This is a genomic window from Streptomyces sp. NPDC056883 (genome assembly GCF_042788835.1).
GTDB classification, from domain to species: domain Bacteria; phylum Actinomycetota; class Actinomycetes; order Streptomycetales; family Streptomycetaceae; genus Streptomyces; species Streptomyces stoeckheimensis.
In genome coordinates this window covers 1-22,079 of record NZ_JBHUBS010000004.1, presented here as the reverse complement: position 1 = coordinate 22,079, position 22,079 = coordinate 1, and the positions used below count along the sequence as shown (strand labels likewise).

The following is a 22,079-nucleotide window of genomic DNA, read 5'->3' as shown; positions in this document are numbered from 1 at the left end:
CGGAGCCCCCACCGCCGCCAGGCCATTAGAGAGTACGAGCACCCCTCATGCGCGACCTCCCGTCCGCCCCTCCCGGCACCACGGACGAGCTCCCACCCGAGCCCCTGAGCCACAGCCTCAAACAGCGCCACCTGACCATGCTGGGCCTCGGCGGCGTGATCGGCGCCGGGCTGTTCGTCGGCTCCGGCGCCGGCATCACCATCGCCGGTCCCGCGATCATCTGCTCGTACCTGCTCGCGGGCATCCTGGCGATGCTGGTGATGCGTGCGCTCGGTGAGATGTCGGCGGCGATGCCCGCCTCCGGCTCCTTCTCCGTCTACGCGGAGAAGGCGCTCGGCCGCTGGGCCGGCTTCTCGGCCGGCTGGCTGTACTGGTTCCTGCTGGTCGTGGTGCTGGCCGTGGAGGCGACCGCCGCGGCGAAGATCGCGAACGGCTGGCTGCCCTCGGTGGACCAGTGGGTCTGGGTGCTCCTCTTCATGGTGGTCTTCACCGTGAGCAACCTGGCCGCCGTGCGGAACTTCGGCGAGTTCGAGTTCTGGTTCGCGGCCCTCAAGGTCGGCGCGATCGTGCTGTTCCTGATCCTGGGCACGCTGGCGATCTTCGGCTTCCTCCCCGACACCGACCCGGTCGGCATGGCCAACCTGACCGGCCAGGGCGGCTTCTTCCCGAACGGCGCGAGCGGCGTGGTCGCCGGCATGCTGGCCGTCGTCTTCGCCTTCGGCGGCCTGGAGGTCGTCACCATCGCGGCCGCCGAGTCGGACGACCCGGCCCGGTCCGTGTCCCGCGCCGTGCGGAGCGCCGTCTGGCGCATCCTCTTCTTCTACGTCGGCTCGATGATGGTCATCGTGACCCTGCTGCCATGGGACTCGCTGACTCCGGGCCAGAGTCCGTACGTGGCCGTCCTCGATTCGATCGGCATCGCGCACGCCGGCCAGATCATGGACGTCGTGATCTTCGTGGCCCTGCTGTCGGCGCTCAACGCGAACCTGTACGGGTCCTCCCGCATGGTGTTCTCGCTGGCGGAGCGCGGCGAGGCACCGAAGTCCCTGCTGAAGGTCTCGGACGGCGGGGTACCGCGCCGGGCGGTCTTCGCGTCGGTGGCCTTCGGGTTCATCTCGGTGGTGCTGAACCTGCTGTGGCCGGACACGATCTTCCTCTACATGCTCAACGCGGTGGGCGCGGTGCTGCTCTTCGTGTGGGCGCTGATCGCGGTCTCGCAGCTCAAGCTGCGCCGGAAGATCGAGCGGGACATGCCGGAGCGGCTGACGCTACCGATGTGGCTGTTCCCGTACGCGACGTGGGCGGCGCTGATCGGGATGGCCACGGTGCTGGTCCTGATGCTGTTCGACGATTCGGCGCGGCCGCAGCTGCTGTGGTCCACGGGGGCCGCGGCGGCGGTGCTGCTGGTGGCGTGGATCCGGGAGCTCCGCGCCCCGAAGGCCTGACCGGCGAGATCCGAAAAAGACGGCCTAGGCCCCCGCGCACACCGCGCGGGGGCCTTCGTACGTCAGGTGCGCAGGTACGAGGCCCCGTTGACGTCGAGGACGGCGCCCGAGCTCCAGCGCGCCGCGGGCGAGGCCAGGTGGAGCACGGCGGCGGCGATCTCCTGCGGGGCTCCCACCCGGCCGAAGGGGCTCTGCGCCCGGATCCGCTCGCCCTCCTCCCCCTCCAGCCGGCCGGCGACCCGCTCGGTGGCGACGAAACCGGGTGCGACGGAGGCCACCGCGATGCCGTGCGGGGCGAGGGAGACGGCGAGGGACTGGCCCAGCGCGTGCAGCGCGGCCTTGGTGGCGCCGTAGGCGGGGTGGTCGGGCTCGCCCCGGAAGGCGCCGCGCGAGCCGATGTTGACGATGCGTCCCTCGCGGCCGCCGTCGATCATGTGGCGGGCCGCGCAGTAGGCCAGGTTGGCGGCGCCGAACAGGTTGACCGCGGCCGTGTGCTGCCAGGCGGCCTGCCAGTCGGCGTACGAGGTGGTGGGCAGCGGATGCGCGACCATCACGGCCGCGTTGTTCACGAGGACGTCGATCCCGCCGAGCGCCTTCTCGGCCTCGGCGGCGAGGGCTTCCACGCGCGCCGGGTCGGCGAGGTCGCCGGCGACGAGGACGTGCCCCTCGCCCGGCAGCTCCGCGAGGGTCCGCTCGGCGTCGGGCCCGCGGACCGTGCAGTGCACCGCGACCCGGTCGCCCTGCTCGGCGAACGCCGTGGCGATCGCCCGTCCGATGCCCCGTGAGGCTCCGGTGACGAGCACGCCCCGGCCCGTCGCGGCCAATTCCCTTGTGCCGTGGTCCATTCGGCCCTCCGTCGTGTGCTCCGGTCGGATGCGCCAGCGTACGGGGATGATCACACCCGGTCATCCGCTTGTCCGGATAACGGACACGTAAGGTCCAAAGATCGGACACGGGTGAGACTGGGGCACTCCCTCCCGTCCCACCGCACACCGGACAGGCACCTCCCCATGAGCCAGAGCACCCTGACCCCGCCCGAGCAACAGGCCGCGAACCGGCCCGAGGCCGGATCGCCCCTCGGCAACGGGCTCAAGCAGCGCCACCTCTCGATGATCGCCCTCGGCGGGGTCATCGGTGCGGGCCTCTTCGTCGGGTCCGGCGCGGGCATCGCGGCCGCAGGTCCCTCGATCGTGCTCGCGTACGCCGCTTCCGGGCTGCTCGTCATGTTCGTGATGCGGATGCTCGGCGAGATGTCCGCCGCGAACCCCGCCTCCGGCTCCTTCTCGGTGCACGCGGAGCGGGCCATCGGCCCGTGGGCCGGTTTCACCGCGGGCTGGATGTTCTGGACCCTGCTGTGCGTGGGCGTGGCCATCGAGGCCATCGGGGCGGCGCACATCATGACGGGCTGGTTCCCGGGCACCCCCTCGTGGATGTGGGTGCTGGTCTTCATGGCGATGTTCTGCGGCTCCAACCTGGCCGCCGTCTCGAACTTCGGCGAGTTCGAGTTCTGGTTCGCCGCCCTGAAGATCGGCGCGATCGCCCTCTTCCTGGGCCTGGGCGTGCTGGCCGTCCTGGGCGTGCTGCCCGGCACCGGCTCCCCCGGCACCGCCAACCTGCTGCACGACGGCGGCTTCCTGCCCAACGGCGTGGACGGGCTGCTGGTCGGCCTGCTCGCCTCCGTGGTCGCGTACGGCGGGCTGGAGACGGTGACCATCGCGGCCGCCGAGTCCGACAACCCGGTCCGGGGCGTCGCCAAGGCCGTGAAGACCACCATGTGGCGGATCGCGATCGTCTACGTCGGCTCGATGCTGGTCATCGTCACGCTGCTGCCGTGGAACGACCCGGCGGTCACCACCGAGGGCCCGTACGCGGCCACGCTGGACCACCTGGGCATCCCGCACGCCGGCCAGGTCATGAACGTGGTCATCCTGATCGCCCTGCTGTCCGCGATGAACGCGAACATCTACGGCTCCTCCCGCATGGCCTACTCCCTGGTCTCCCGCGGCCAGGGCCCCAAGGCGCTGGGCAAGCTCTCCGGCCGGGTGCCGCGCCGGGCGGTGCTGGCCTCCTCCGGCTTCGGCTTCGTCACCGTGCTGCTGTCGTACTGGTACCCGGACACCCTCTTCGCCTGGCTGCTGAACATGGTCGGCGGCGTCATCCTCGTCGTCTGGGGCTTCATCGCCGTCTCGCAGTTCGTGCTGCGGCGCCGCACGGAGCGCGAGGCCCCCGAGAAGCTGGTCGTGAAGATGTGGGGCTTCCCCTATCTGACGTGGGTCGCGCTGGCCGGACTGGCCGGGGTCCTGGTCCTGATGGCCATGGGCGACGACACCCGGATCCAGCTCGTCTTCACCGGCGGCCTGACCGTGGCCCTCGCCGCCACGGGCTACCTCCTCCAGCGCCGGGCGGCGGCGCGCGAAGCCGCGTAACACCCGACCAGCCACCGCCCCGGAGGCCGGACTCATGCGATCGCATGGGTCCGGCCTCCGGCGTTTCGGAGGCCCCGCCAAGTGAGGTGACCCTTATAGGAATCATGGAATAGATACTGCTAGCGTGCAGTTGCGCATTGATTGCAATAAGCAGTTGGCACGCCGAGGGGACCGGATAACACGCATGGCCATCTACACGCTTCCTGAGCTTCCTTACGACTACGCGGCTCTCGAGCCGGTGATCAACCCGCAGATCATCGAGCTGCACCACGACAAGCACCACGCGGCCTACGTCACGGGCGCCAACAACACGCTGGAGCAGCTGGAGGAGGCGCGCGACAAGGAGAACTGGGGCGCGCTGAACGGCCTGGAGAAGAACCTCGCGTTCCACCTCTCCGGGCACATCCTGCACAGCATCTACTGGCACAACATGGCGAGCCCGAAGACCGGCGAGGGCGGCGGCGAGCCCACCGCGGCCGACGGCCTGGGCGACCTGACCGACGCGATCACCGAGTCCTTCGGCTCCTTCGCGAAGTTCAAGAAGCAGCTGACCTTCGCGGCCTCCGCGACCCAGGGCTCCGGCTGGGGCGTGCTGGCGTACGAGCCGGTCAGCGGCCGCCTCGTCGTCGAGCAGGTCTACGACCACCAGGGCAACGTGGGCATCGCGAGCACCCCGGTCCTGGTCTTCGACGCCTGGGAGCACGCCTTCTACCTGCAGTACAAGAACCAGAAGGTGGACTTCATCGAGGCGATGTGGAACGTCGTCAACTGGCAGGACGTGGCCAAGCGCTACGCCGACGCCAAGGCGAACACCCCGCTGCTGATCCCCGCCAAGGGCTGATCGGCACCAGCAGCCCGTCCGCCTCGTGATCGTCTTCTCAACCTTCACGTGCGGGCGTGTCCACCAGAAGGCCCCCGCGAGGACGTGACTCGCGGGGGCCTTCTGCGTCCACCAGGCCGTCCACCTCGCCGACCACCGTGAACTCCCGCGCCAGCCCCGTCTCGTGGAGCCGCGCGAAGGGGGTGAAGGGGACGCCGAACTCCGACTCCCCCCGGTCGAAGTTCCAGCTCTTGTGCACCTGGAAGCGGTAGTCGCTCACCACGGAGCCGTCCTCGTGGACCCGCACCGTGCCGCTGATCCGGTACTGGGCCCCGCGCAGCGCCAGCCACCAGTCCGCGCTGCCTCCCTCGCGGGCGCGCCGGGTGATCAGCACCCCGCGCCAGCCGCTGTCCGCCGCGTACGCGCCGGGCTCGCCGAGCGCCCGCGCGGCCTCCCGCCACTCGGCCAGGCGCCGGTCCACGTCCTCCCGTACGGCGGGCACGTCGAGCAGCGCCCGCGCATCGACCCGGTACGGGCGGCCCGTGCCGCGGAGGTAGTGGCGCAGGGTGCCGGCGGCCTGCCGGACCCCGAGGGCCGTCCACAGCGGGGGCACCGCGACGCAAGCTGCCCGCAGCACCCGGTCTCGGGGGCGTGCGGGCAGGCTGGCGTGCGCGGCGTTGTCGTTCGGTATCGCGGGCTCCGCCCGGCCGCCGCTGCGGCCGAGCGGTTCCTCGCGCGTACCCTCGTGCGTCGGGCTGCTCCCCATACGGGGACGTTAAGGGAGGAAGGGGATGCCCGCCTCCCGAGAGGGGCCGGTCGAACCAAGAGGGGCCAGTCGAACTAGTCGAAGATCGGGCCCTGCGTACGGGTGCGCTTGATCTCGTAGAACCCGGGGGTGGAGGCGACGAGCAGGGTGCCGTCCCAGAGGCGGGCCGCGGCCTCGCCGCGCGGGGCGGGGGTGACGACCGGGCCGAAGAAGGCGACCTCTTCGCCGTCGGCGCCGGGCACGGAGATGACCGGGGTGCCGACCTCCTGGCCGACGCGGTTGATGCCGTCGTTGTGGGAGTCGCGCAGGACCTCGTCGTACTCGTCGGAGTCCGCGTAGTGGAGCAGCTCGGCCGGCAGGCCCACCTCGTCCAGGGCCTCGGCGATCGCCTCGCGGGTCGGGCCCGTGCCACCGTTGTGGAAGCGGGTGCCGAGTGCGGTGTAGAGCTTGCCGGTGATCTCGTCGCCGAACTTCTGCTGGGCGGCGACGACCACGCGCACGGGGGCCCAGCCCTTGGGGCCGAGCAGCTCGCGGTAGCGCTCGGGCAGTTCGTCGAGCTTGTTCTCGTTCAGGACCGCGAGGCTCATCACGTGCCAGCGGACCTCCACGTCACGGACCTTCTCGACCTCCAGCATCCAGCGGGACGTCATCCAGGCCCAGGGGCAGAGCGGGTCGAACCAGAAGTCGACGGCGGTCTTCTCGCGCACCTGGGTGTCAGCCATGTCTCTCCTCAGATCGGAACGTTCCTCCCTGCCCAACCGCTCCGACCGCACACGCATTCCCCCGTGGGAGGATTCGGTCAGGTATCGCGATCACGCACGAAGGAGTGCACGTGCCCGGAGAGAATCTGTCCCGTGACGAGGCCCGCGAGCGGGCCGAGCTGCTGTCCGTCGACGGGTACGAGGTGGTCCTCGACCTGAGGTCCGCGGTGGACGAGGCCGAACCGGCCGACGGCCCCCGGACCTTCCGCTCGGTGACCACCGTCCGCTTCCGCGCCGCCGCTCCGGGAGCATCGAGCTTCGCGGACCTCATCGCGCCCTCGGTCAACAGCGTGACCCTCAACGGGCGCGAGCTGGACCCGGCCGTCGTCTTCGACGGCGCGCGGATCGCCCTGGACGGACTGGCCTCCGAGAACGTGCTCGTGGTCGACGCCGACTGCGCGTACAGCCGGACCGGCGAGGGCATGCACCGCTTCGTGGACCCGGAGGACGGCGAGGTCTACCTCTACACCCAGTACGAGCCGGCCGACGCCCGGCGGGTGTACGCGAACTTCGAGCAGCCCGACCTCAAGGCCCCGTACCGCTTCGAGGTGACCGCGCCCGAGGGCTGGCAGGTCTGGAGCAACGGCGTCGAGGAGTCCCGCGAGGGGCAGACCCGGCGCTTCGCCGAGACCGCGCCGATCTCCACGTACATCACGTGCGTGGTGGCGGGGCCGTACCACTACGTCACGGACTCCTACACGCGCGGGGACCTGACGATCCCGCTCGGCGCGATCTGCCGCAAGGGGCTGGCCAAGCACTTCGACGCGGACGAGGTGTTCCTCGTCACGAAGCAGGGCTTCGACCTCTTCCACGAGATCTTCGACTACCCGTACCCCTTCGGGAAGTACGACCAGGCCTTCGTGCCGGAGTACAACCTGGGTGCGATGGAGAACCCGGGGATGGTGACCTTCCGGGAGGAGTACATCTTCCGCGGGAAGGTGACGCAGGCCTCGTACGAGCGGCGCGCGAACACGATCCTGCACGAGATGGCGCACATGTGGTTCGGCGACCTCGTCACCATGAAGTGGTGGGACGACCTGTGGCTGAAGGAGTCCTTCGCAGACTTCATGGGCTCCTTCGCGCTGGTCGAGGCCACCCGCTTCGACCAGGCCTGGGTGACCTTCGCCAACAGCCGCAAGGCGTGGGCCTACCGGGCCGACCAGCTGCCGTCCACGCACCCGATCACGGCCGACATCCGTGACCTGGAGGACGCGAAGCTCAACTTCGACGGCATCACGTACGCCAAGGGCGCGGCGGTGCTCAAGCAGCTCGTGGCCTACGTCGGCCGGGACGCCTTCCTGGAGGGCGCGCGGCGCTACTTCAAGGCGAACGCCTACGGGAACACCACCCTGGACGACCTGCTGTCGGTGCTCGCGGAGGTGTCCGGGCGGGACATGGCCGAGTGGTCGCGGGCCTGGCTGCAGACGGCCGGCGTGAACGCGCTGACCCCGGTGGTGACCTGCGACGCGGGCGGCCGGGTGACCGAGCTGGCGGTGGTCCAGGACGGCGCCGAGCTGCGCCCGCACCGGGTCGCGGTGGGCCTGTACCGGCTGGACCCGGACGGCGCGCTGGTCCGCTACGCGCGGGCCGAGGCGGACGTCGCTGGGGTCCGGACGGTCGTCGGCGAGCTGACCGGGCAGGAGAAGCCCGCGCTGGTGCTCGTCAACGACGAGGACCTGACGTACTGCAAGATCCGCTTCGACGAGGCGTCGCTGGCCACGCTGCGCTCCCACCTGGGCTCGGTGACGGACCCGCTGAGCCGCGCGCTGTGCTGGTCGGCGCTGTGGAACCTGACGCGCGACGGGCTGATGCCGGCGCGGGACTTCGTCTCGCTCGTGGTGGCCCACGCGGGCCGGGAGACGGACGTCGGCGTCCTCCAGATGCTGCACGCGCAGGCGCTGACCGCGGTCAGCCGCTACGCGGCGCCCGACTGGCGGGAGCAGGGCGGCAAGGTGCTGGCGGCGTGCGCGCTGCAGGAACTGCGGTTCGCGGAGCCGGGGTCGGAGCACCAGCTCACCTGGGCCCGCTTCTTCGCGGCGGGCGCGGCGACCGAGGGCGACTTCCAGCTGCTGCTGGGGCTGCTGGAGGGATCGGCGCGGATCGACGGGCTGGAGGTGGACCAGGAGCTGCGCTGGGACTTCCTGCTGCCGCTGGCCGCGCACGGGGCGATCGGCGAGGAGGTCCTCGCGGCCGAACTGGCGCGGGACGACACGGCGTCGGGCAAGCGGCACCAGGTCCGGTGCCTGGCGGCGCGGCCGTCGGCGGCGGTCAAGGACCAGGCGTGGGCCGCGGTGGTGGAGTCGGACGCGCTGTCGAACGCGCTGGTCGAGGCGACGATCGCGGGGATGCAGCAGTCTTCGCAGCGGGGGCTGTTGGCGCCGTACACGGAGCCCTACTTCGCCGTGATCGAGCGGATCTGGGCCGACCGGTCGATCCAGATCGGCATGGATGTGGTGCGGGGGCTGTACCCGTCCCTCCAGGACTCCCAGGCGACCCTGGACGCGACTGACGCGTGGCTGGCGGCGCACGAGTCGGCTGCGCCGGCGCTGCGACGCCTCGTCTTGGAGTCCCGCGACGACCTGGCCCGCGCGCTGCGTGCGCAGGCGTGCGACGTGGCGGCGGGCTGACCCTGCGGGGCTGTCCCCTACCCGCCCTTCCACCCTTCCCTGGGGCTCCGCCCCAGACCCCGCGCCTCAAACGCCGGCGGGGCTGGATAAATCCAGCCCCGCCGGCGTTTGGCACGGAGTCCCAGGTGGACGGGGATGTGCTGCGCAGCCCATCGGCAGTCGAACGTCCGTACTTTAGCCCCGTCTTGTCCCGATTTGCCGACGGATGTGTAACAGGGGTTAGCGAGGCCATGGCCTGAGGGAATCTCAGCGTCATGAACCACAACGCACCCCTCCCCCTCGCCCACCTCACCGACAACCGCCCCCGCGTGCTGTCGCTGGCCCAGCTCCGCGAGCACGGGGTCACCGCCTCCGACGCCGCCGAGCGGTCCTGGCAGCAGATCCTGCCGGGGGTGTTCCTGCTCCATTCCGGGACCGCGACGAGCGAGGAGCGGCTGCACGCGGCGCTCCTGTACGCGGGGCGCCGCGGGGACGAGGTCATGATCACCGGGCTGGCCGCCCTCGCCCTGTACCGGTTCTCCTCCGCCCCCGCCCTGCTCGGCCTCCCCCAGATCGACGTGCTCGTCCCGAACACCCGCCGACTGCGCTCCGCCGGACAGGTCCGCATCGTCCGGACGCACACCCCGCCCCGGCCCATGGAGGTCACCGGGCTGCCCGTCGCCCCCGTGGCCCGCGCCGTCGCCGACGCCGTCGCCCACCTCTCCGACGCCGGTACGGTCCGCCGTCTGCTCAGCGAAGCCGTCCGCGGCGGGCACTGCGAACCGGCCGCCGTGGTGCGGGAGCTGACGGTGGCCCGGCTGCTGAACCGTCCGCACGTGGTGGACGCCGTCGAATCGCTGCTCGCCGAGGGCCGGGCCATCGCCGAGGACCGGCTGTACCAGCTCGTACGGGGCTTCGAACTCCCCGAGCCCGTCTGGAACGTGGACCTGCGGCTGCCCGGCGGCCCGCACCTGGGCGGGGTCGACGCGTACTGGCCGGAGCAGGCGGTGGCCGTGGAGATCGACACCCGCGCCCCGCGCCAGGGCGAGGACGAGGCGTGGACGGAGTCCGTCCGCAAGCGGGAGACCCTGGAGCGGTGCGGGGTGACCGTCCTGCACATCACCCCGCGCAAGCTCCGCGACTGGCCCGAGCAGCAGGCCGCCGTCGTACGGACCGCCCTGACGGCGTCCGCCGACCGCGAGCCCGCCGCCTACCTCGTCGTCCTGCCCAGGTGACGGCCCTACAGCGCCGGATTGGCCGGCGAGTACTCCGGGGCGCTCCACACGAGCCGCCCCGGGTGCACGCTCTCCACCACCGACTCGATCCGGAAGCGGACCCGCCGGTCCCCGCCCGCCCCGAACTCGGGCTCCGCCCGCCCGCTGAGCTGGAGCAGCGCCCCGCTCTCCCAGTCCGGGAACAGCAGCCCGGCACGCGGGTCCACCAGCAGGTTCCCCAGCGTCAGGAACATCGTGTTGCCGGCGTAGTCCGGCCAGGCCAGTTCGGTCGGCGACAGCACCTCGACGAAGCCCGGCATCCCGCCCCGGTGACTCGCGTCGGCCCCGTCCGCCCCCGCGGAGGTGGCGACGAAGAAGGTGTCGGCGGCGCGGACGGCCCGTTCCTGGTCGGGGGTGAGCGCGTCCCCGCGCCGCACGACACCGGCTCCTTCGGCGACGAGCTGGACAGGCTGCCGCTTCTGGAGGTACTTGGGGCAGTTGGCGAAGACCCGTTCCGCCGACAGCGCGAACCCGCCGGGGGTCACCTCCAGGGTTCCGCCCAGCCGCATCCGGCGCCGGGTGCGCGGGTCGAGGGAGATGGTCCCGACCCGGGTGCCGGCGGTGGCCAGCGCCTCGGCGAGCGGATCGCCCTCGGGGATCCCTCCCTTGACCGCGATCCGGTCCGGCCCGGTGGCCCGTACGAACCCGGGGGCGCCGGTCAGCAGTGAGGCCCAGAGCAGACCTCCGGGATCGGCCGCGCCGACGACCAGGTGCGGCTGCAGCCCCAGGAAGGCCGCCGCCACGTCCTTGATGTGCGGGGTGATGGACCGGCCGACGTGCACGGCGTGCTCGCGGACGCCGACCCGCTCCTGGATGGCCAGCGAGCCCCAGTGATACCCGGACATTAGAAGAACCCGCAGGTCGGGGCCCCAGTGGTGGGAGCCTCGGCGCCTTCGGCGCCGCTCGGCACGGAGATCTCCAGACGGGTCCCGTCGGGGTCGTGGAAGAAGATCCCGCCGGAGGCCGCCCCTTCGCCGTGGGCGACGACCCCCTCGTAGGCGAAATCGACGCCCAGACCGCGCAGCCGCTCCTCGTACGCCCTGACCTCCTCGATGGCGTCCGCGGAGAGCGCGAGGTGGTGCAGTCCGGCCGCGCCGGGTGCGTAGGCCCCCTCGGCCTGCTGCCACAAGGTGAGCACGAGCTCGCCGTCCTGGCCGAGGAAGGCGAAGCGCCGGTCCTCCTCCTTGCCCTCGCCGAGCAGCTCGAAGCCGAGGCCGTCCCGGTAGAAGACGAGCGACCGGTCGAGATCCGTGACGTTCAGGCCCACGTGGCCGGTGCGCAGCTTGCTGATGACGGTCGTCACAACGGTTCCTTCCCCAGAACTACTCAATCCCTCTAACCTTCTAAATCGAGATTAAAGGTTAGAGCGTCGAGAGTCAACCGCTCACGTACTCTTGAGGGGTTAGTGCCACGAGGAGGCGGACACATGACGGCGGCGGACAAGACGACGGCGGAGAAGACGGCGGACCCGCGACCCCTGATCGGGGAACCGGTGGCCCTGGACCTGCTGAACACCCGGTGGGTCCAGGAGGGCGAGCGCGTCGACCTCTTCGCCGGGGCCTTCGGACTCACCCGCGTCGAAGGGCTCGCCATCTGGCTGGAGAGCGCCGGCCTGGCCGGCCGCTTCCGCGCCGACGCCGCGACCCTGGTCCACCTGCTCACCGCCCGCGAGGCGCTGGCCCGCGCGGTCGCGGACCCGGCCGACGAGAGCGCCCGCACCCTGGTCGACGCCGTCCTGGAGCACGGCCGGATCAGGGCGACCCTGACCGCCGAAGGGCCGGGCGAGCGGACGGAGTTCGACGACCCGACCTGGGGTCCGGCCTGGACGGCCGCCCGCGACTATCTGGAACTGCTGGGCTCCGACCCCGGCCGGATCCGCAAGTGCGCCTCCGAGACCTGCGTGCTGCACTTCCACGACATCTCGCGCAACGGCACCCGGCGCTGGTGCTCGATGTCGGCCTGCGGAAACCGGGCGAAAGCATCCCGCCATTACGCGCGCACGCGCGAGCGCTGAACATGCCGAAGTTGTCACACCCGATCTGAGACCGGGGCCCGCCCGAGCCCTGACGTGCGGTCGGGAAGTCTACAAATCCATGTTCCACCCCGAAGGTTCGCACCGGTTCGGTCCGGTACGGGCCTTCTGGCGTATGCCCCGAGCTGGCGGGAGTCCGCCACGGTAGGTATCGGTCCGTGACAACTCTCCCCAAAGAGCTGTCACTTACGCGAGGCTGACCGGTCATCCGGCACCGAAATCCGGACCGTACCTTTCACTTAGCCAGGGATGCTGATGACCCTCGACTCCCCCAGCTCCATATCCGGGGCCCGGCGCGCCGCGCGCGTCGCGGCCGCGGCCGGCCTGGTGGCCGCCCTCGCGGCCACCGGCGCCATGCCCGTCTTCGCGGCGACCGGCACGAATACCCCCGCGCCCAACCCTGCGGTGAAGTCTGCCGACGAGAAGCTCGGCTCGGCCGACGCCGAACTGCTCCAGGAAGCCAAGACCAAGGGCGAGAAGACCGTCACGGTCATGGTCGCGACGGCCCCCGGCGAGACCCAGCAGGTGGCCAAGCAGCTCGACGACGTCCAGGGCGCCTCGGTGGGCCAGACGTACGACAAGCTCGGCTACGTGCGCGCCACCCTGCCGACCGACAAGGCGGAGGCCGCGCTGAAGGCGGCCGCCAAGCTGTCCTCCGTGCACGGCATCGACCTGCGGCACGAGATCCAGCTGCCGGACCCCCGTCCGGACGCGGACCGCGAGACGGGGACGGTGAAGCGGACCGCCGCCGAGACCTACCCCGGGCCGGGCAAGAACACCCCGGCGAAGAACCCGTACAACCCGTCCTTCGAGACAGGTGCACTGGACTTCCTCAAGAAGAACCCGACGGCCGACGGCCGCGGCGTGACCATCGGCATCATGGACTCGGGCGTCGACCTCGGCCACCCGGCGCTCCAGAAGACCACCACCGGCGAGCGCAAGATCGTCGACTGGGTCACCGCGACCGACCCGATCACCGACGGCGACGCCACCTGGCGCGCCCAGATCACCCCGGTCGCCGGCGGCACCTTCACCGCGGGCGGCGGGAGCTGGAAGGCTCCCGAGGGCTCGTTCCAGTGGAGCCGTTTCACCGAGTCGATCACCGCCAACGGTGACATGAAGGGCGACGTCAACCGGGACGGGGACACCACCGACCGGTTCGGCCTGCTCTACGACCCGGTCGCCGGGACCGTCCGCGTCGACACCGACCAGGACAACGACTTCACGAACAACGAGCCGATGAAGCCGTACAAGGACGGCTACCAGATCGGCTACTTCGGCACGGACAACCCGGCGACCGAGGTCGCCGAGCGCATCCCGTTCGTGATCGAGATCCGCAAGGACGTCCCGATGGACCCGCTGGGCGGTGACTGGGTCGGCAAGAAGGCCGACTTCGTCAACGTCGGCATCATCGAGTCCGAGCACGGCACGCACGTCGCGGGCATCACCGCCGCCAACGGCCTGTTCGGCGGGGCGATGAACGGCGAGGCGCCCGGCGCCAAGCTCGTCTCCTCGCGCGCCTGCTCCTGGTCCGGCGGCTGCACCAACATCGCGCTGACCGAGGGCATGATCGACCTCGTCGTCAACCGCGGGGTGGACATCGTCAACATGTCGATCGGCGGCCTGCCGGCCCTGAACGACGGCAACAACGCGCGTTCCGAGCTCTACAAGAACCTCATCGACACCTACGGTGTCCAGCTCGTCATCTCGGCGGGCAACGAGGGCCCCGGCATCAACACCATCGGCGACCCCGGTCTCGCGGACAAGGTCATCTCCGTGGGTGCGGCGGTCTCCAAGGAGACCTGGGCGGCCAACTACGGCTCCGGCGTGACCAAGAAGTACAACATGTTCCCCTTCTCCTCCCGCGGTCCGCGCGAGGACGGCGGCTTCACGCCGACGATCACCGCCCCCGGCGCGTCGATCAACACCATCCAGACCTGGCTGCCCGGCGCACCGGTGAAGGAGGCCGGCTACACCCTGCCGGCCGGTTACGGCATGCTCCAGGGCACCTCGATGTCCTCGCCGCAGGCGGCGGGCGCCAGCGCCCTGCTGATCTCGGCCGCCAAGCAGCAGAAGATCGCCCTCACCCCGGCGAACCTGCGCATCGCGCTCACCAGCAGCGCGAAGAAGATCGATGACGTTCCGGCGCACGCCCAGGGCGCGGGCCTGATCAACATCCCCGGCGCGTGGGAGTCCATCCAGCGCGGCGCGAAGGCCAACGACTTCACCGTCAAGGCCCCGGTCGACACCGCGATCGACCAGTTCCTGAAGACCCCGGGCTTCGGCACCGGCGTCTACGACCGCGAGGGCGGCCTGAAGGTCGGCCAGAAGAAGGTCTACGACGTCGTCGTCACCCGCACCACGGGCGTCAAGTACGGCACCCTGCACCAGCTGAGCTGGCGCAACAACGACGGCACGTTCAAGGTCCTCAGCGACTACGGCTACGTCACCCTGCCGCTGAACAAGCCGGTCACCATCAAGGTCGAGGCCAAGGCCAAGACGGCCGGCGTCCACAGCGGCATCCTGCAGCTCGACGACCCCTTCACCGAGGGCGTCGACAAGCAGATCCTCTCCACGGTCGTCGTCTCGACCCCGCTGGCGAAGCCCTCGTACAGCTACTCGGACACCTCCTCCGTGCAGCGCAACAGCCACAAGTCGTACTTCGTGACCGTCCCGGCGGGCGCGAAGACCCTCGAGGTCGCCCTCGGCGGACTCGCGGCGGGCAGCCAGACGCGCTTCATCTCGATCCACCCGTACGGTGTGGGCGTCGAGGACAGCGCGACGACCCAGTGCTACCCGAACTACGACAACCCGGCCAACCAGTGCCGCCCCGACCTGCGTTCGTACCCGAACCCGCAGCCGGGCGTCTGGGAGATCGAGGTCGAGTCGCGCCGTACGTCGCCGCTGCTCGACAACCCGTTCAAGCTGGACGTCTCCGTGCTCGGCGCGGCCTTCGACCCCGCGGTCAAGGTCCTGCCCGAGGTCAAGCAGGGCACCCCGGCGCCGGTCCAGTGGACCGTCAAGAACGACGGGGCCGCCATCTCCGGCGGAAAGCTCCAGGGTGGTCCGCTCGGCTCCGCGAAGGTCGCCAAGCCGACCATCGCCACCGGTGAGACCCACACCACCGAGGTCACGATCGGCGAGGGCGTCTCCCGCCTCGACATCGCGATCGGCAAGGTGTCCGACACCGCCGCCGACCTCGACCTGGACGTGTACAAGGACGGCGTCAAGGTCGGCTCCTCCGCCGACGGCGACTCCGAGGAGGCCGTGAGCCTCGTCAACCCGGCCGCGGGCACCTACACCATCGAGGTGCTCGGCTACGCGATCCCGTCCGGCTCCACCACGTACGACTACCGCGACGTCTACTACTCGGCCGCCCTGGGCACCGTCCAGGTCGACGAGGCCGCCGCGGTCAACCTCGCCAACGGCGCCTCGGCGACCGTCTCCGCGAACGTGCTGGTCAACAGCGCCGCTCCGGAAGGCCGCCAGTTCTTCGGCGAGGTCAAGCTGCTCAACGCCCGCGGCACCGCCGCCGGCACCGGCAGCGTGCAGATCGAGAAGGTCCTGCCGTAACCCGGTAGGAGCCTGAAACAGCGGGGGCGGTGCTCTGACGAGCACCGCCCCTCCTGTTTCCCCCTCTTCCCCCTCGAGGACGGGACTACTTCCCCAGCGAGCTCAGGTCCTGGGCGTACGTGCCCACCGCGTGGGCGATCACGTCCAGGTTGGTGTCGAAGGCCTTGAGGTCGATGTTCTTCAGGGTGTCGCCCGCCCCGTGGTAGTTCGGGTCGTACGGGGCCCCGGCCGTGCCGCCGTACCGCTTTGCCTGCTCCGGCGTCTTGATGCCCTCGGCTCCGGTGAAGGTGCCGCCGGCCGGGATGCCGTTCGCGATGAAGGGGCCGTAGTCGGAGCGGCCGTCGAAGTCGCTGCCCTCGTGCGGCTTGCCCTTCCTGTCGAGGAAGCCGTTGATCAGCGCCTCGATCTGCGCCGAGCCGGCCGGTCCGGCGCCCTCGCCGGTCTTGTCCGAGTCGTCGCCGTCGTAGACGAACTGCACCGGGTTGGGCGAGGCGATCATGTCGAAGTTGAGGTACAGCGCGATGTCCTTCTTCTGCCGCTCCGACAGCTGTGCCACGTAGTGCTCGGAGCCCAGCAGGCCGAGCTCCTCCGCCGACCACCAGGCGAAGCGGACCTTGTTGGCGGTCTGCTTGCCCTTGCCCTTCTTGTTGGCGCCCTCGTCCGCGAGCTTGAGGGCCACCTCCAGCAGGCCGGCCGAGCCGGAGCCGTTGTCGTTGATGCCCGGCCCCTCGGGGACCGAGTCCAGGTGGGAGCCGACGGTGACCACGCGGTCGGCGCGGCCGCCGCGGGTCTCGGCGATCACGTTGCGCGTGGTCTTCTTCACGTGCTCCTGGTCCAGGTCCAGGCGTACGGTCACCTCGCCCTTCGCGGCGGCCGCGGTCAGCGCCTCGCCGTCGGCGAGGGTGATGCCGGCGCTCGGGATGATCCCCTCGGCGGGCGAGGAGAAGGAGCCGCGGACCGGGGTGGTCCCGCTGTGGTTGTAGACGATCACGCCGATCGCGCCCGCCGCGGCGGCGGCCCGCTGCTTCTCCACGAAGGTGCAGGTCCCACGCTTGACCAGGGCGATCTTCCCGGTGAAGGCGCCGGCCGCGTAGTCGTCGGCCGTGCAGCCGGGGCTCTCGTCGACCCGGGCGAGGGCCAGCGAGGCCGTCAGGCCGCCGGCCGGGGTCGACCGGGTGAAGGTGAAGGCGGCGGTGGCCAGCTCGCGGGGGTCCGCGCCGCTCAGGACGGTGGTCTTCTCCGTCTTCGTGTGCGCGTCGTAGATGTCGAAGTCCTGGTACGAGACCTCGTACCCGGCCTTCTTCAGCGTGTCGTGGACGTAGGCGGCGGAGGCCGCGTGGCCGGGCGTGCCGGCGGCGCGGTTGCCGCCGTTGGCGTCGGCGATCTGCTGGAACTTCGCCAGATGGCGGTAGGCGCCGCGGGCGGTGACCTCCTCCACCAGCTCCTTGGCCAGCCGGCCCTCGCGCGGGTGGGCGGCGGCCGGCGTGGCGGCCAGCAGGACGGGTGCGGCGACGGCGGCCGCGAGGGCGGCGAGCGCCGGTATGGACCGGCGGCGGTGGCGGATGGCGCGCACGGTGATCTCCCCGAGTTCGAAGTACGGAACGTGCGTCCGAATTGCGGACGCGACAGATCGGACCGTAACCGCCTTCGACCAGGCGAAACGCCCATCGGGCGGCGGTGCAACACGCCCGCCACGGAGTTGTCACGCGGGTTCACAGGAAGAACACCGTCCGCTCCTCGGACAATGGATTGGACAAGGCTCGTGGGGTCGAACGCATGATGGCTTCACGCGCGCCCGCGTCGTACGTACCAAGAGGAGTCACCGTGAGGGTCGGAATCGTCGGAGCCACCGGACAGGTCGGCGGAGTCATGCGCGGCATCCTGGCCGAGCGCAAGTTCCCGGTGGACGAGCTGCGGCTGTTCGCCTCGGCCCGTTCGGCCGGCTCCACCCTCGAGTGGGAGGGCCGGGAGATCACCATCGAGGACGCCTCCACGGCCGACTACTCCGGCCTGGACATCGTGCTGTTCTCCGCGGGCGGCGCCACCTCCAAGGCCCTCGCCGAGAAGGTCGCCTCGCAGGGCGCCGTCGTGATCGACAACTCCTCCGCCTGGCGCCGCGACCCCGAGGTCCCCCTCGTCGTCTCCGAGGTCAACCCGCACGCGATCAAGAACCGCCCCAAGGGCATCATCGCGAACCCGAACTGCACCACGATGGCCGCGATGCCGGTGCTGCGCCCCCTGCACGACGAGGCCGGTCTGACCGCGCTGATCGCGACCACCTACCAGGCCGTGTCCGGCTCGGGCCTGGCGGGCGTCGCCGAGCTCAAGGGCCAGGCCTGCGCGGTCTCCGAGGCCGCCGACCAGCTGACCTTCGACGGCGACGCCGTGGAGTTCCCGGCGCCCGCCGTCTACAAGCGTCCGATCGCCTACAACGTGATCCCGCTCGCGGGCTCGATCGTCGACGACGGCTCCTTCGAGACCGACGAGGAGCAGAAGCTCCGCAACGAGTCCCGCAAGATCCTGGAGATCCCGGAGCTCAAGGTCTCGGGCACCTGCGTGCGCGTGCCGGTCTTCGCCGGTCACTCCCTCCAGGTCAACGTCCGCTTCGACCGCCCCCTGAGCGTCGAGCGCGCCTACGAGCTGCTGAAGGACGCCCCCGGCGTCGAGCTCTCGGAGATCCCGACCCCGCTGCAGGCCGCCGGCAAGGACGCCTCGTACGTGGGCCGCATCCGCGTCGACGAGACCACCGAGAACGGCCTGGCGCTGTTCCTCTCCAACGACAACCTCCGCAAGGGCGCCGCGCTGAACGCGGTCCAGATCGCGGAGCTGGTCGCGGAGGAGCTGCGCGGCTGATCCCGCCCGCACGGACGGAGGGCGGCACCGTGACGGTGCCGCCCTCCGGCGTTCCCGGCGTTCCCCGCGGGCCTCAGGGCCGGCGGACCTCGAAGAGGTAGCAGCCGAATTCGGCCGAACGGACGTGGACGAGCGCGGTCCGGGGGTCCTCGAAGGCCTCCGTCAGCGCCTGCCCGACCACCGCGTCCGGGTCCTCGGCGAGGTCGAGCACCCGTCCGCCGAGGATGTGGCCCGCCGCGTCGTAGCGGCGGGCCGTGCGCAGGGCACCCGGGTGGGCGAAGGGGAGGCCGGACTCGGGGGCCGGTCCGCCGCAGTCCGCGGCGTGGACGAACACCGGGCCCTGCTCGTCGTAGGCCCCGGGGTCGGCGCCGGTCGCGGCGGCCCAGCGGCGCAGCGGGGCGTACGAGACGAGGGCGATCCGCTCTCCGGGGACGCTGCGGCGCAGGCAGCACCGCAGCGGGGCGCCGCCCTCCGGGTCCTCGTAGGGCGTGCAGGGCCGCCCGGCATCGTCGAGGGTGCGCAGGCGGGCGAGGACGGGAGGGGCGATGGCGAGCACGGTGTGGGTGGTCATGGGGTCCAGGGTGCTCCCGGCGGACCGGTCGGAGCTGGCGGAAATCGGACGTCGCGTTTCGCCCGTGGATGACTCCGGCGCGGTGGCGCGGCCCGCGTGGAAGGATGGGCCGGAACGTCACCATCGAAGGAGATGACCGCGTGCCAGGCACGAATCTGACCCGTGAAGAGGCTCAGCAGCGGGCAAAGCTGCTCAGTGTCGACTCGTACGAGATCGAACTCGATCTCAGCGGCGCGCAGGAGGGCGGCACGTACCCCTCCGTGACCACCGTGCGCTTCCAGTCCGCCGAGGCCGGCGCCGAGACCTTCATCGACCTGGTCGCTCCGGCCGTGCACGAGGTCGTCCTCAACGGCAAGTCGCTCGACGTGGCCGCCGTCTTCCGGGATTCCCGGATCGCGCTCGCGCACCTCGCCGCCGGGGACAACGAGCTGCGCGTCGTCGCCGACTGCGCCTACACCAACACCGGTGAGGGGCTGCACCGCTTCGTCGACCCGGTCGACGAGCAGGCGTACCTGTACACCCAGTTCGAGGTCCCGGACGCGCGCCGGGTGTTCGCGAGCTTCGAGCAGCCCGACCTGAAGGCGACATTCCGGTTCACCGTGACGGCTCCCGCGGGCTGGACGGTCATCTCGAACTCCCCGACGCCGGAGGTGCCCGCCGACAACGTCTGGCGCTTCGAGCCCACCCCGCGCATCTCCACGTACATCACGGCCCTGATCGTCGGCCCGTACCACGCGGTGCACAGCTCCTACGAGGGCGCGGACGGGCAGTCCGTCCCGCTCGGCATCTACTGCCGTCCCTCACTCGCCGAGTTCCTCGACGCCGACGAGATCTTCGACGTGACCCGGCAGGGCTTCACCTGGTTCCAGGAGAAGTTCGCGTACGACTACCCCTTCGCGAAGTACGACCAGCTCTTCGTGCCGGAGTTCAACGCGGGCGCGATGGAGAACGCGGGCGCGGTCACCATCCGCGACCAGTACGTCTTCCGCTCGAAGGTGACGGACGCGGCGTACGAGACGCGCGCCGAGACCATCCTGCACGAGCTCGCGCACATGTGGTTCGGCGACCTCGTCACCATGGAGTGGTGGAACGACCTGTGGCTGAACGAGTCGTTCGCCACCTACACCTCCATCGCCTGCCAGGCGTACGCGGAGGGCTCGAAGTGGCCGCACGCCTGGACCTCCTTCGCCAACTCCATGAAGACCTGGGCGTACCGGCAGGACCAGCTGCCCTCCACGCACCCGATCATGGCCGACATCCGTGACCTGGACGACGTCCTGGTCAACTTCGACGGCATCACGTACGCCAAGGGCGCCTCGGTGCTCAAGCAGCTCGTGGCCTACGTCGGCCAGGACGCCTTCTTCAAGGGCGTGCAGGCGTACTTCAAGGCGCACGCTTTCGGCAACACGCGCCTGTCGGACCTGCTGGGCGCGCTGGAGGAGACCTCCGGCCGCGATCTGACCGCCTGGTCGAAGGCGTGGCTGGAGACGGCCGGCATCAACATCCTGCGCCCGGAGATCGAGACGGACGAGAACGGCGCCATCACCGCCTTCGCCATCCGCCAGGAGGCTCCGGCGCTGCCCGCCGGCGCCAAGGGCGAGCCCGTCCTGCGCCCGCACCGCATCGCGGTCGGCCTGTACGAGCTGACCGACGGCAAGCTGGTGCGCGGCGACCGGATCGAGCTGGACATCGACGGCGACCTCACCGCGGTGCCGGAGCTGATCGGCCGGACCCGTCCGGCCGTGGTCCTGCTGAACGACGACGACCTGTCGTACGCCAAGGTCCGCCTCGACGAGGTGTCACTCGCCAACGTCACCGCGCACCTGGGCGACTTCACCGAGTCGCTGCCGCGCGCGCTGTGCTGGGCCTCGGCCTGGGACATGACCCGCGACGGCGAACTGGCCACCCGCGACTACCTCGCCCTCGTCCTGTCGGGCATCGGCAAGGAATCGGACATCGGCGTCGTCCAGTCGCTGCACCGCCAGGTGAAGCTGGCCGTGGACCTGTACGGCGACCCGGCGTGGCGCGACCAGGGCCTGGCCCTCTGGACGGAGGCCTCGCTGGAGCACCTGCGCGCGGCCGAGCCGAGCAGCGACCACCAGCTGGCGTGGGCCCGTGCCTTCGCGGCGACGGCCCGCACCGAGGAGCAGCTGACCTACCTGGCGGCGCTGCTGGACGGTTCGGCCGAGGTCAAGGGCCTGGCCGTGGACACCGAGCTGCGCTGGGCGTTCCTGGAGCGCCTGGTCGCCACGGGCGTCGCCGACGAGGCGGCCATCGCGGCCGAGCTGGAGCGGGACAAGACCGCGGCGGGCGAGCGGCACGCGGCGACCGCCCGCGCGGCGGTTCCCACGGCGGAGGCCAAGGCTGCGGCCTGGGCCTCGGTCGTCGAGGGCGACTCGCTCCCGAACGCGGTGCAGGAGGCGGTGATCGGGGGCTTCGTCCAGACCGACCAGCGCGAGCTCCTCGCCCCGTACACGGAGAAGTACTTTGCGGCGGTCAAGGAGGTCTGGGAGACCCGCAGTCACGAGATCGCCCAGCAGATCGCGGTGGGGCTCTACCCGTCCCTCCAGGTCTCCGCGGAGACCCTCGCGGCGACGGACGCCTGGCTCGCCTCGGCGGAGCCGAACGCGGCGCTGCGGCGCCTGGTCTCGGAGTCCCGCGCGGGCGTCGAGCGCGCGCTGCGCGCCCAGGCGGCCGACGCGGCTGCCGCAGCCCGGGGCTGACCGGAGCCCCGGACGCCGGGCGGTGCCGGACCCTCCGGCCCCGCCCGGCCCCGGGCCCTGCGGGGCTGTCCCCTACCCGCCCTTCGCCGGTTCCCCGGGGCTCCGCCCCGGACCCCGCGCCTCAAACGCCGGCGGGGCTGGATTTGCCGCTGCGCGGCAAACTCCAGCCCGCCCGGCGTTTGAGGGCACGGGCGCGCAGCGCACGTACGGGTCCGGGCGGAGCCCGGGG

Annotated in this window: 16 protein-coding genes; 9 read left to right on the top strand and 7 right to left on the bottom strand. The window is 71.1% G+C overall.

All coding sequences use genetic code 11. The features are described 5' to 3' along the window. The first annotated feature begins 47 nt into the window (after nucleotides 1-47). The gene (locus ACFRU2_RS11960; RefSeq protein ID WP_382970927.1) at nucleotides 48-1,445 is read left to right on the top strand and encodes an amino acid permease; all 1,398 of its coding nucleotides are present in this window, start codon (nucleotides 48-50) and stop codon (nucleotides 1,443-1,445) included. 62 nt (nucleotides 1,446-1,507) lie between these two features. Here the strand turns inward: ACFRU2_RS11960 and ACFRU2_RS11955 are convergent, their stop codons facing one another. Beyond that, on the bottom strand, nucleotides 1,508-2,290 hold the full coding sequence (locus ACFRU2_RS11955; protein ID WP_382970924.1) for an SDR family NAD(P)-dependent oxidoreductase: 783 nt from the start codon (nucleotides 2,288-2,290) through the stop codon (nucleotides 1,508-1,510). Between the two features lie 165 nt (nucleotides 2,291-2,455). On the opposite strand from ACFRU2_RS11955, the gene ACFRU2_RS11950 reads away from it, so the two are divergent. Together ACFRU2_RS11950 and ACFRU2_RS11945 are read left to right on the top strand one after the other, a co-directional pair. Beyond that, nucleotides 2,456-3,871 carry an amino acid permease gene (locus ACFRU2_RS11950; RefSeq protein WP_382970921.1) on the top strand — a complete coding sequence of 472 codons (1,416 nt, stop codon included), beginning with the start codon at nucleotides 2,456-2,458 and terminating at the stop codon, nucleotides 3,869-3,871. A 184-nt stretch (nucleotides 3,872-4,055) separates the two neighbouring features. Further along, nucleotides 4,056-4,712 carry a superoxide dismutase gene (locus ACFRU2_RS11945; RefSeq protein WP_281210776.1) on the top strand — a complete coding sequence of 219 codons (657 nt, stop codon included), beginning with the start codon at nucleotides 4,056-4,058 and terminating at the stop codon, nucleotides 4,710-4,712. Nucleotides 4,713-4,749: 37 nt separating this feature from the next. On the opposite strand, the gene ACFRU2_RS11940 is transcribed toward ACFRU2_RS11945, so the two are convergent. After that, complete coding sequence (locus tag ACFRU2_RS11940; protein WP_382970918.1) at nucleotides 4,750-5,457, bottom strand: hypothetical protein; 708 nt, start codon at nucleotides 5,455-5,457, stop codon at nucleotides 4,750-4,752. Between the two features lie 74 nt (nucleotides 5,458-5,531). Then, a complete protein-coding gene (locus ACFRU2_RS11935; protein ID WP_382970916.1) occupies nucleotides 5,532-6,179 on the bottom strand; it encodes a DsbA family protein in 648 nt (215 codons plus the stop codon). Between the two features lie 110 nt (nucleotides 6,180-6,289). Between ACFRU2_RS11935 and pepN (ACFRU2_RS11930) the strand changes: the two genes are divergently transcribed. Both pepN (ACFRU2_RS11930) and ACFRU2_RS11925 read left to right on the top strand, forming a co-directional pair. Beyond that, entirely contained in the window at nucleotides 6,290-8,845 is a 2,556-nt protein-coding gene (gene pepN, locus ACFRU2_RS11930) for an aminopeptidase N (RefSeq protein WP_382970914.1), read from the top strand. A gap of 254 nt (nucleotides 8,846-9,099) precedes the next feature. Further along, nucleotides 9,100-10,059 carry a hypothetical protein gene (locus tag ACFRU2_RS11925; protein WP_382970911.1) on the top strand — a complete coding sequence of 320 codons (960 nt, stop codon included), beginning with the start codon at nucleotides 9,100-9,102 and terminating at the stop codon, nucleotides 10,057-10,059. Between the two features lie 5 nt (nucleotides 10,060-10,064). Here ACFRU2_RS11925 and ACFRU2_RS11920 read toward each other — a convergent pair whose 3' ends face one another. Next, a complete protein-coding gene (locus tag ACFRU2_RS11920) occupies nucleotides 10,065-10,943 on the bottom strand; it encodes a pyridoxamine 5'-phosphate oxidase family protein (protein ID WP_382970908.1) in 879 nt (292 codons plus the stop codon). Beyond that, entirely contained in the window at nucleotides 10,943-11,401 is a 459-nt protein-coding gene (locus ACFRU2_RS11915; RefSeq protein ID WP_351384907.1) for a VOC family protein, read from the bottom strand. The genes ACFRU2_RS11920 and ACFRU2_RS11915 overlap by 1 nt, the downstream gene beginning before the upstream one ends. Nucleotides 11,402-11,524: 123 nt before the next feature. Here ACFRU2_RS11915 and ACFRU2_RS11910 point away from each other — a divergent pair, with 123 nt between their 5' ends. Continuing rightward, complete coding sequence (locus ACFRU2_RS11910; RefSeq protein WP_382970906.1) at nucleotides 11,525-12,112, top strand: CGNR zinc finger domain-containing protein; 588 nt, start codon at nucleotides 11,525-11,527, stop codon at nucleotides 12,110-12,112. A gap of 273 nt (nucleotides 12,113-12,385) precedes the next feature. Beyond that, nucleotides 12,386-15,703, top strand: coding sequence for a S8 family serine peptidase (locus ACFRU2_RS11905; RefSeq protein WP_382970904.1), 3,318 nt, complete (start codon nucleotides 12,386-12,388; stop codon nucleotides 15,701-15,703). 85 nt (nucleotides 15,704-15,788) lie between these two features. Here ACFRU2_RS11905 and ACFRU2_RS11900 read toward each other — a convergent pair whose 3' ends face one another. Continuing rightward, entirely contained in the window at nucleotides 15,789-17,276 is a 1,488-nt protein-coding gene (locus ACFRU2_RS11900) for a M28 family metallopeptidase (protein ID WP_382970901.1), read from the bottom strand. A 251-nt stretch (nucleotides 17,277-17,527) separates the two neighbouring features. Here ACFRU2_RS11900 and ACFRU2_RS11895 point away from each other — a divergent pair, with 251 nt between their 5' ends. Further along, a complete protein-coding gene (locus ACFRU2_RS11895) occupies nucleotides 17,528-18,556 on the top strand; it encodes an aspartate-semialdehyde dehydrogenase (protein WP_250739506.1) in 1,029 nt (342 codons plus the stop codon). A gap of 73 nt (nucleotides 18,557-18,629) precedes the next feature. Here the strand turns inward: ACFRU2_RS11895 and ACFRU2_RS11890 are convergent, their stop codons facing one another. Beyond that, nucleotides 18,630-19,127 (bottom strand): DUF1203 domain-containing protein, encoded by a 498-nt coding sequence (locus ACFRU2_RS11890; protein WP_382970897.1) that lies wholly within the window; start codon nucleotides 19,125-19,127, stop codon nucleotides 18,630-18,632. A gap of 140 nt (nucleotides 19,128-19,267) precedes the next feature. Between ACFRU2_RS11890 and pepN (ACFRU2_RS11885) the strand changes: the two genes are divergently transcribed. Further along, nucleotides 19,268-21,850, top strand: coding sequence for an aminopeptidase N (pepN, locus tag ACFRU2_RS11885; RefSeq protein ID WP_382970894.1), 2,583 nt, complete (start codon nucleotides 19,268-19,270; stop codon nucleotides 21,848-21,850). Nucleotides 21,851-22,079 lie beyond the last annotated feature (229 nt).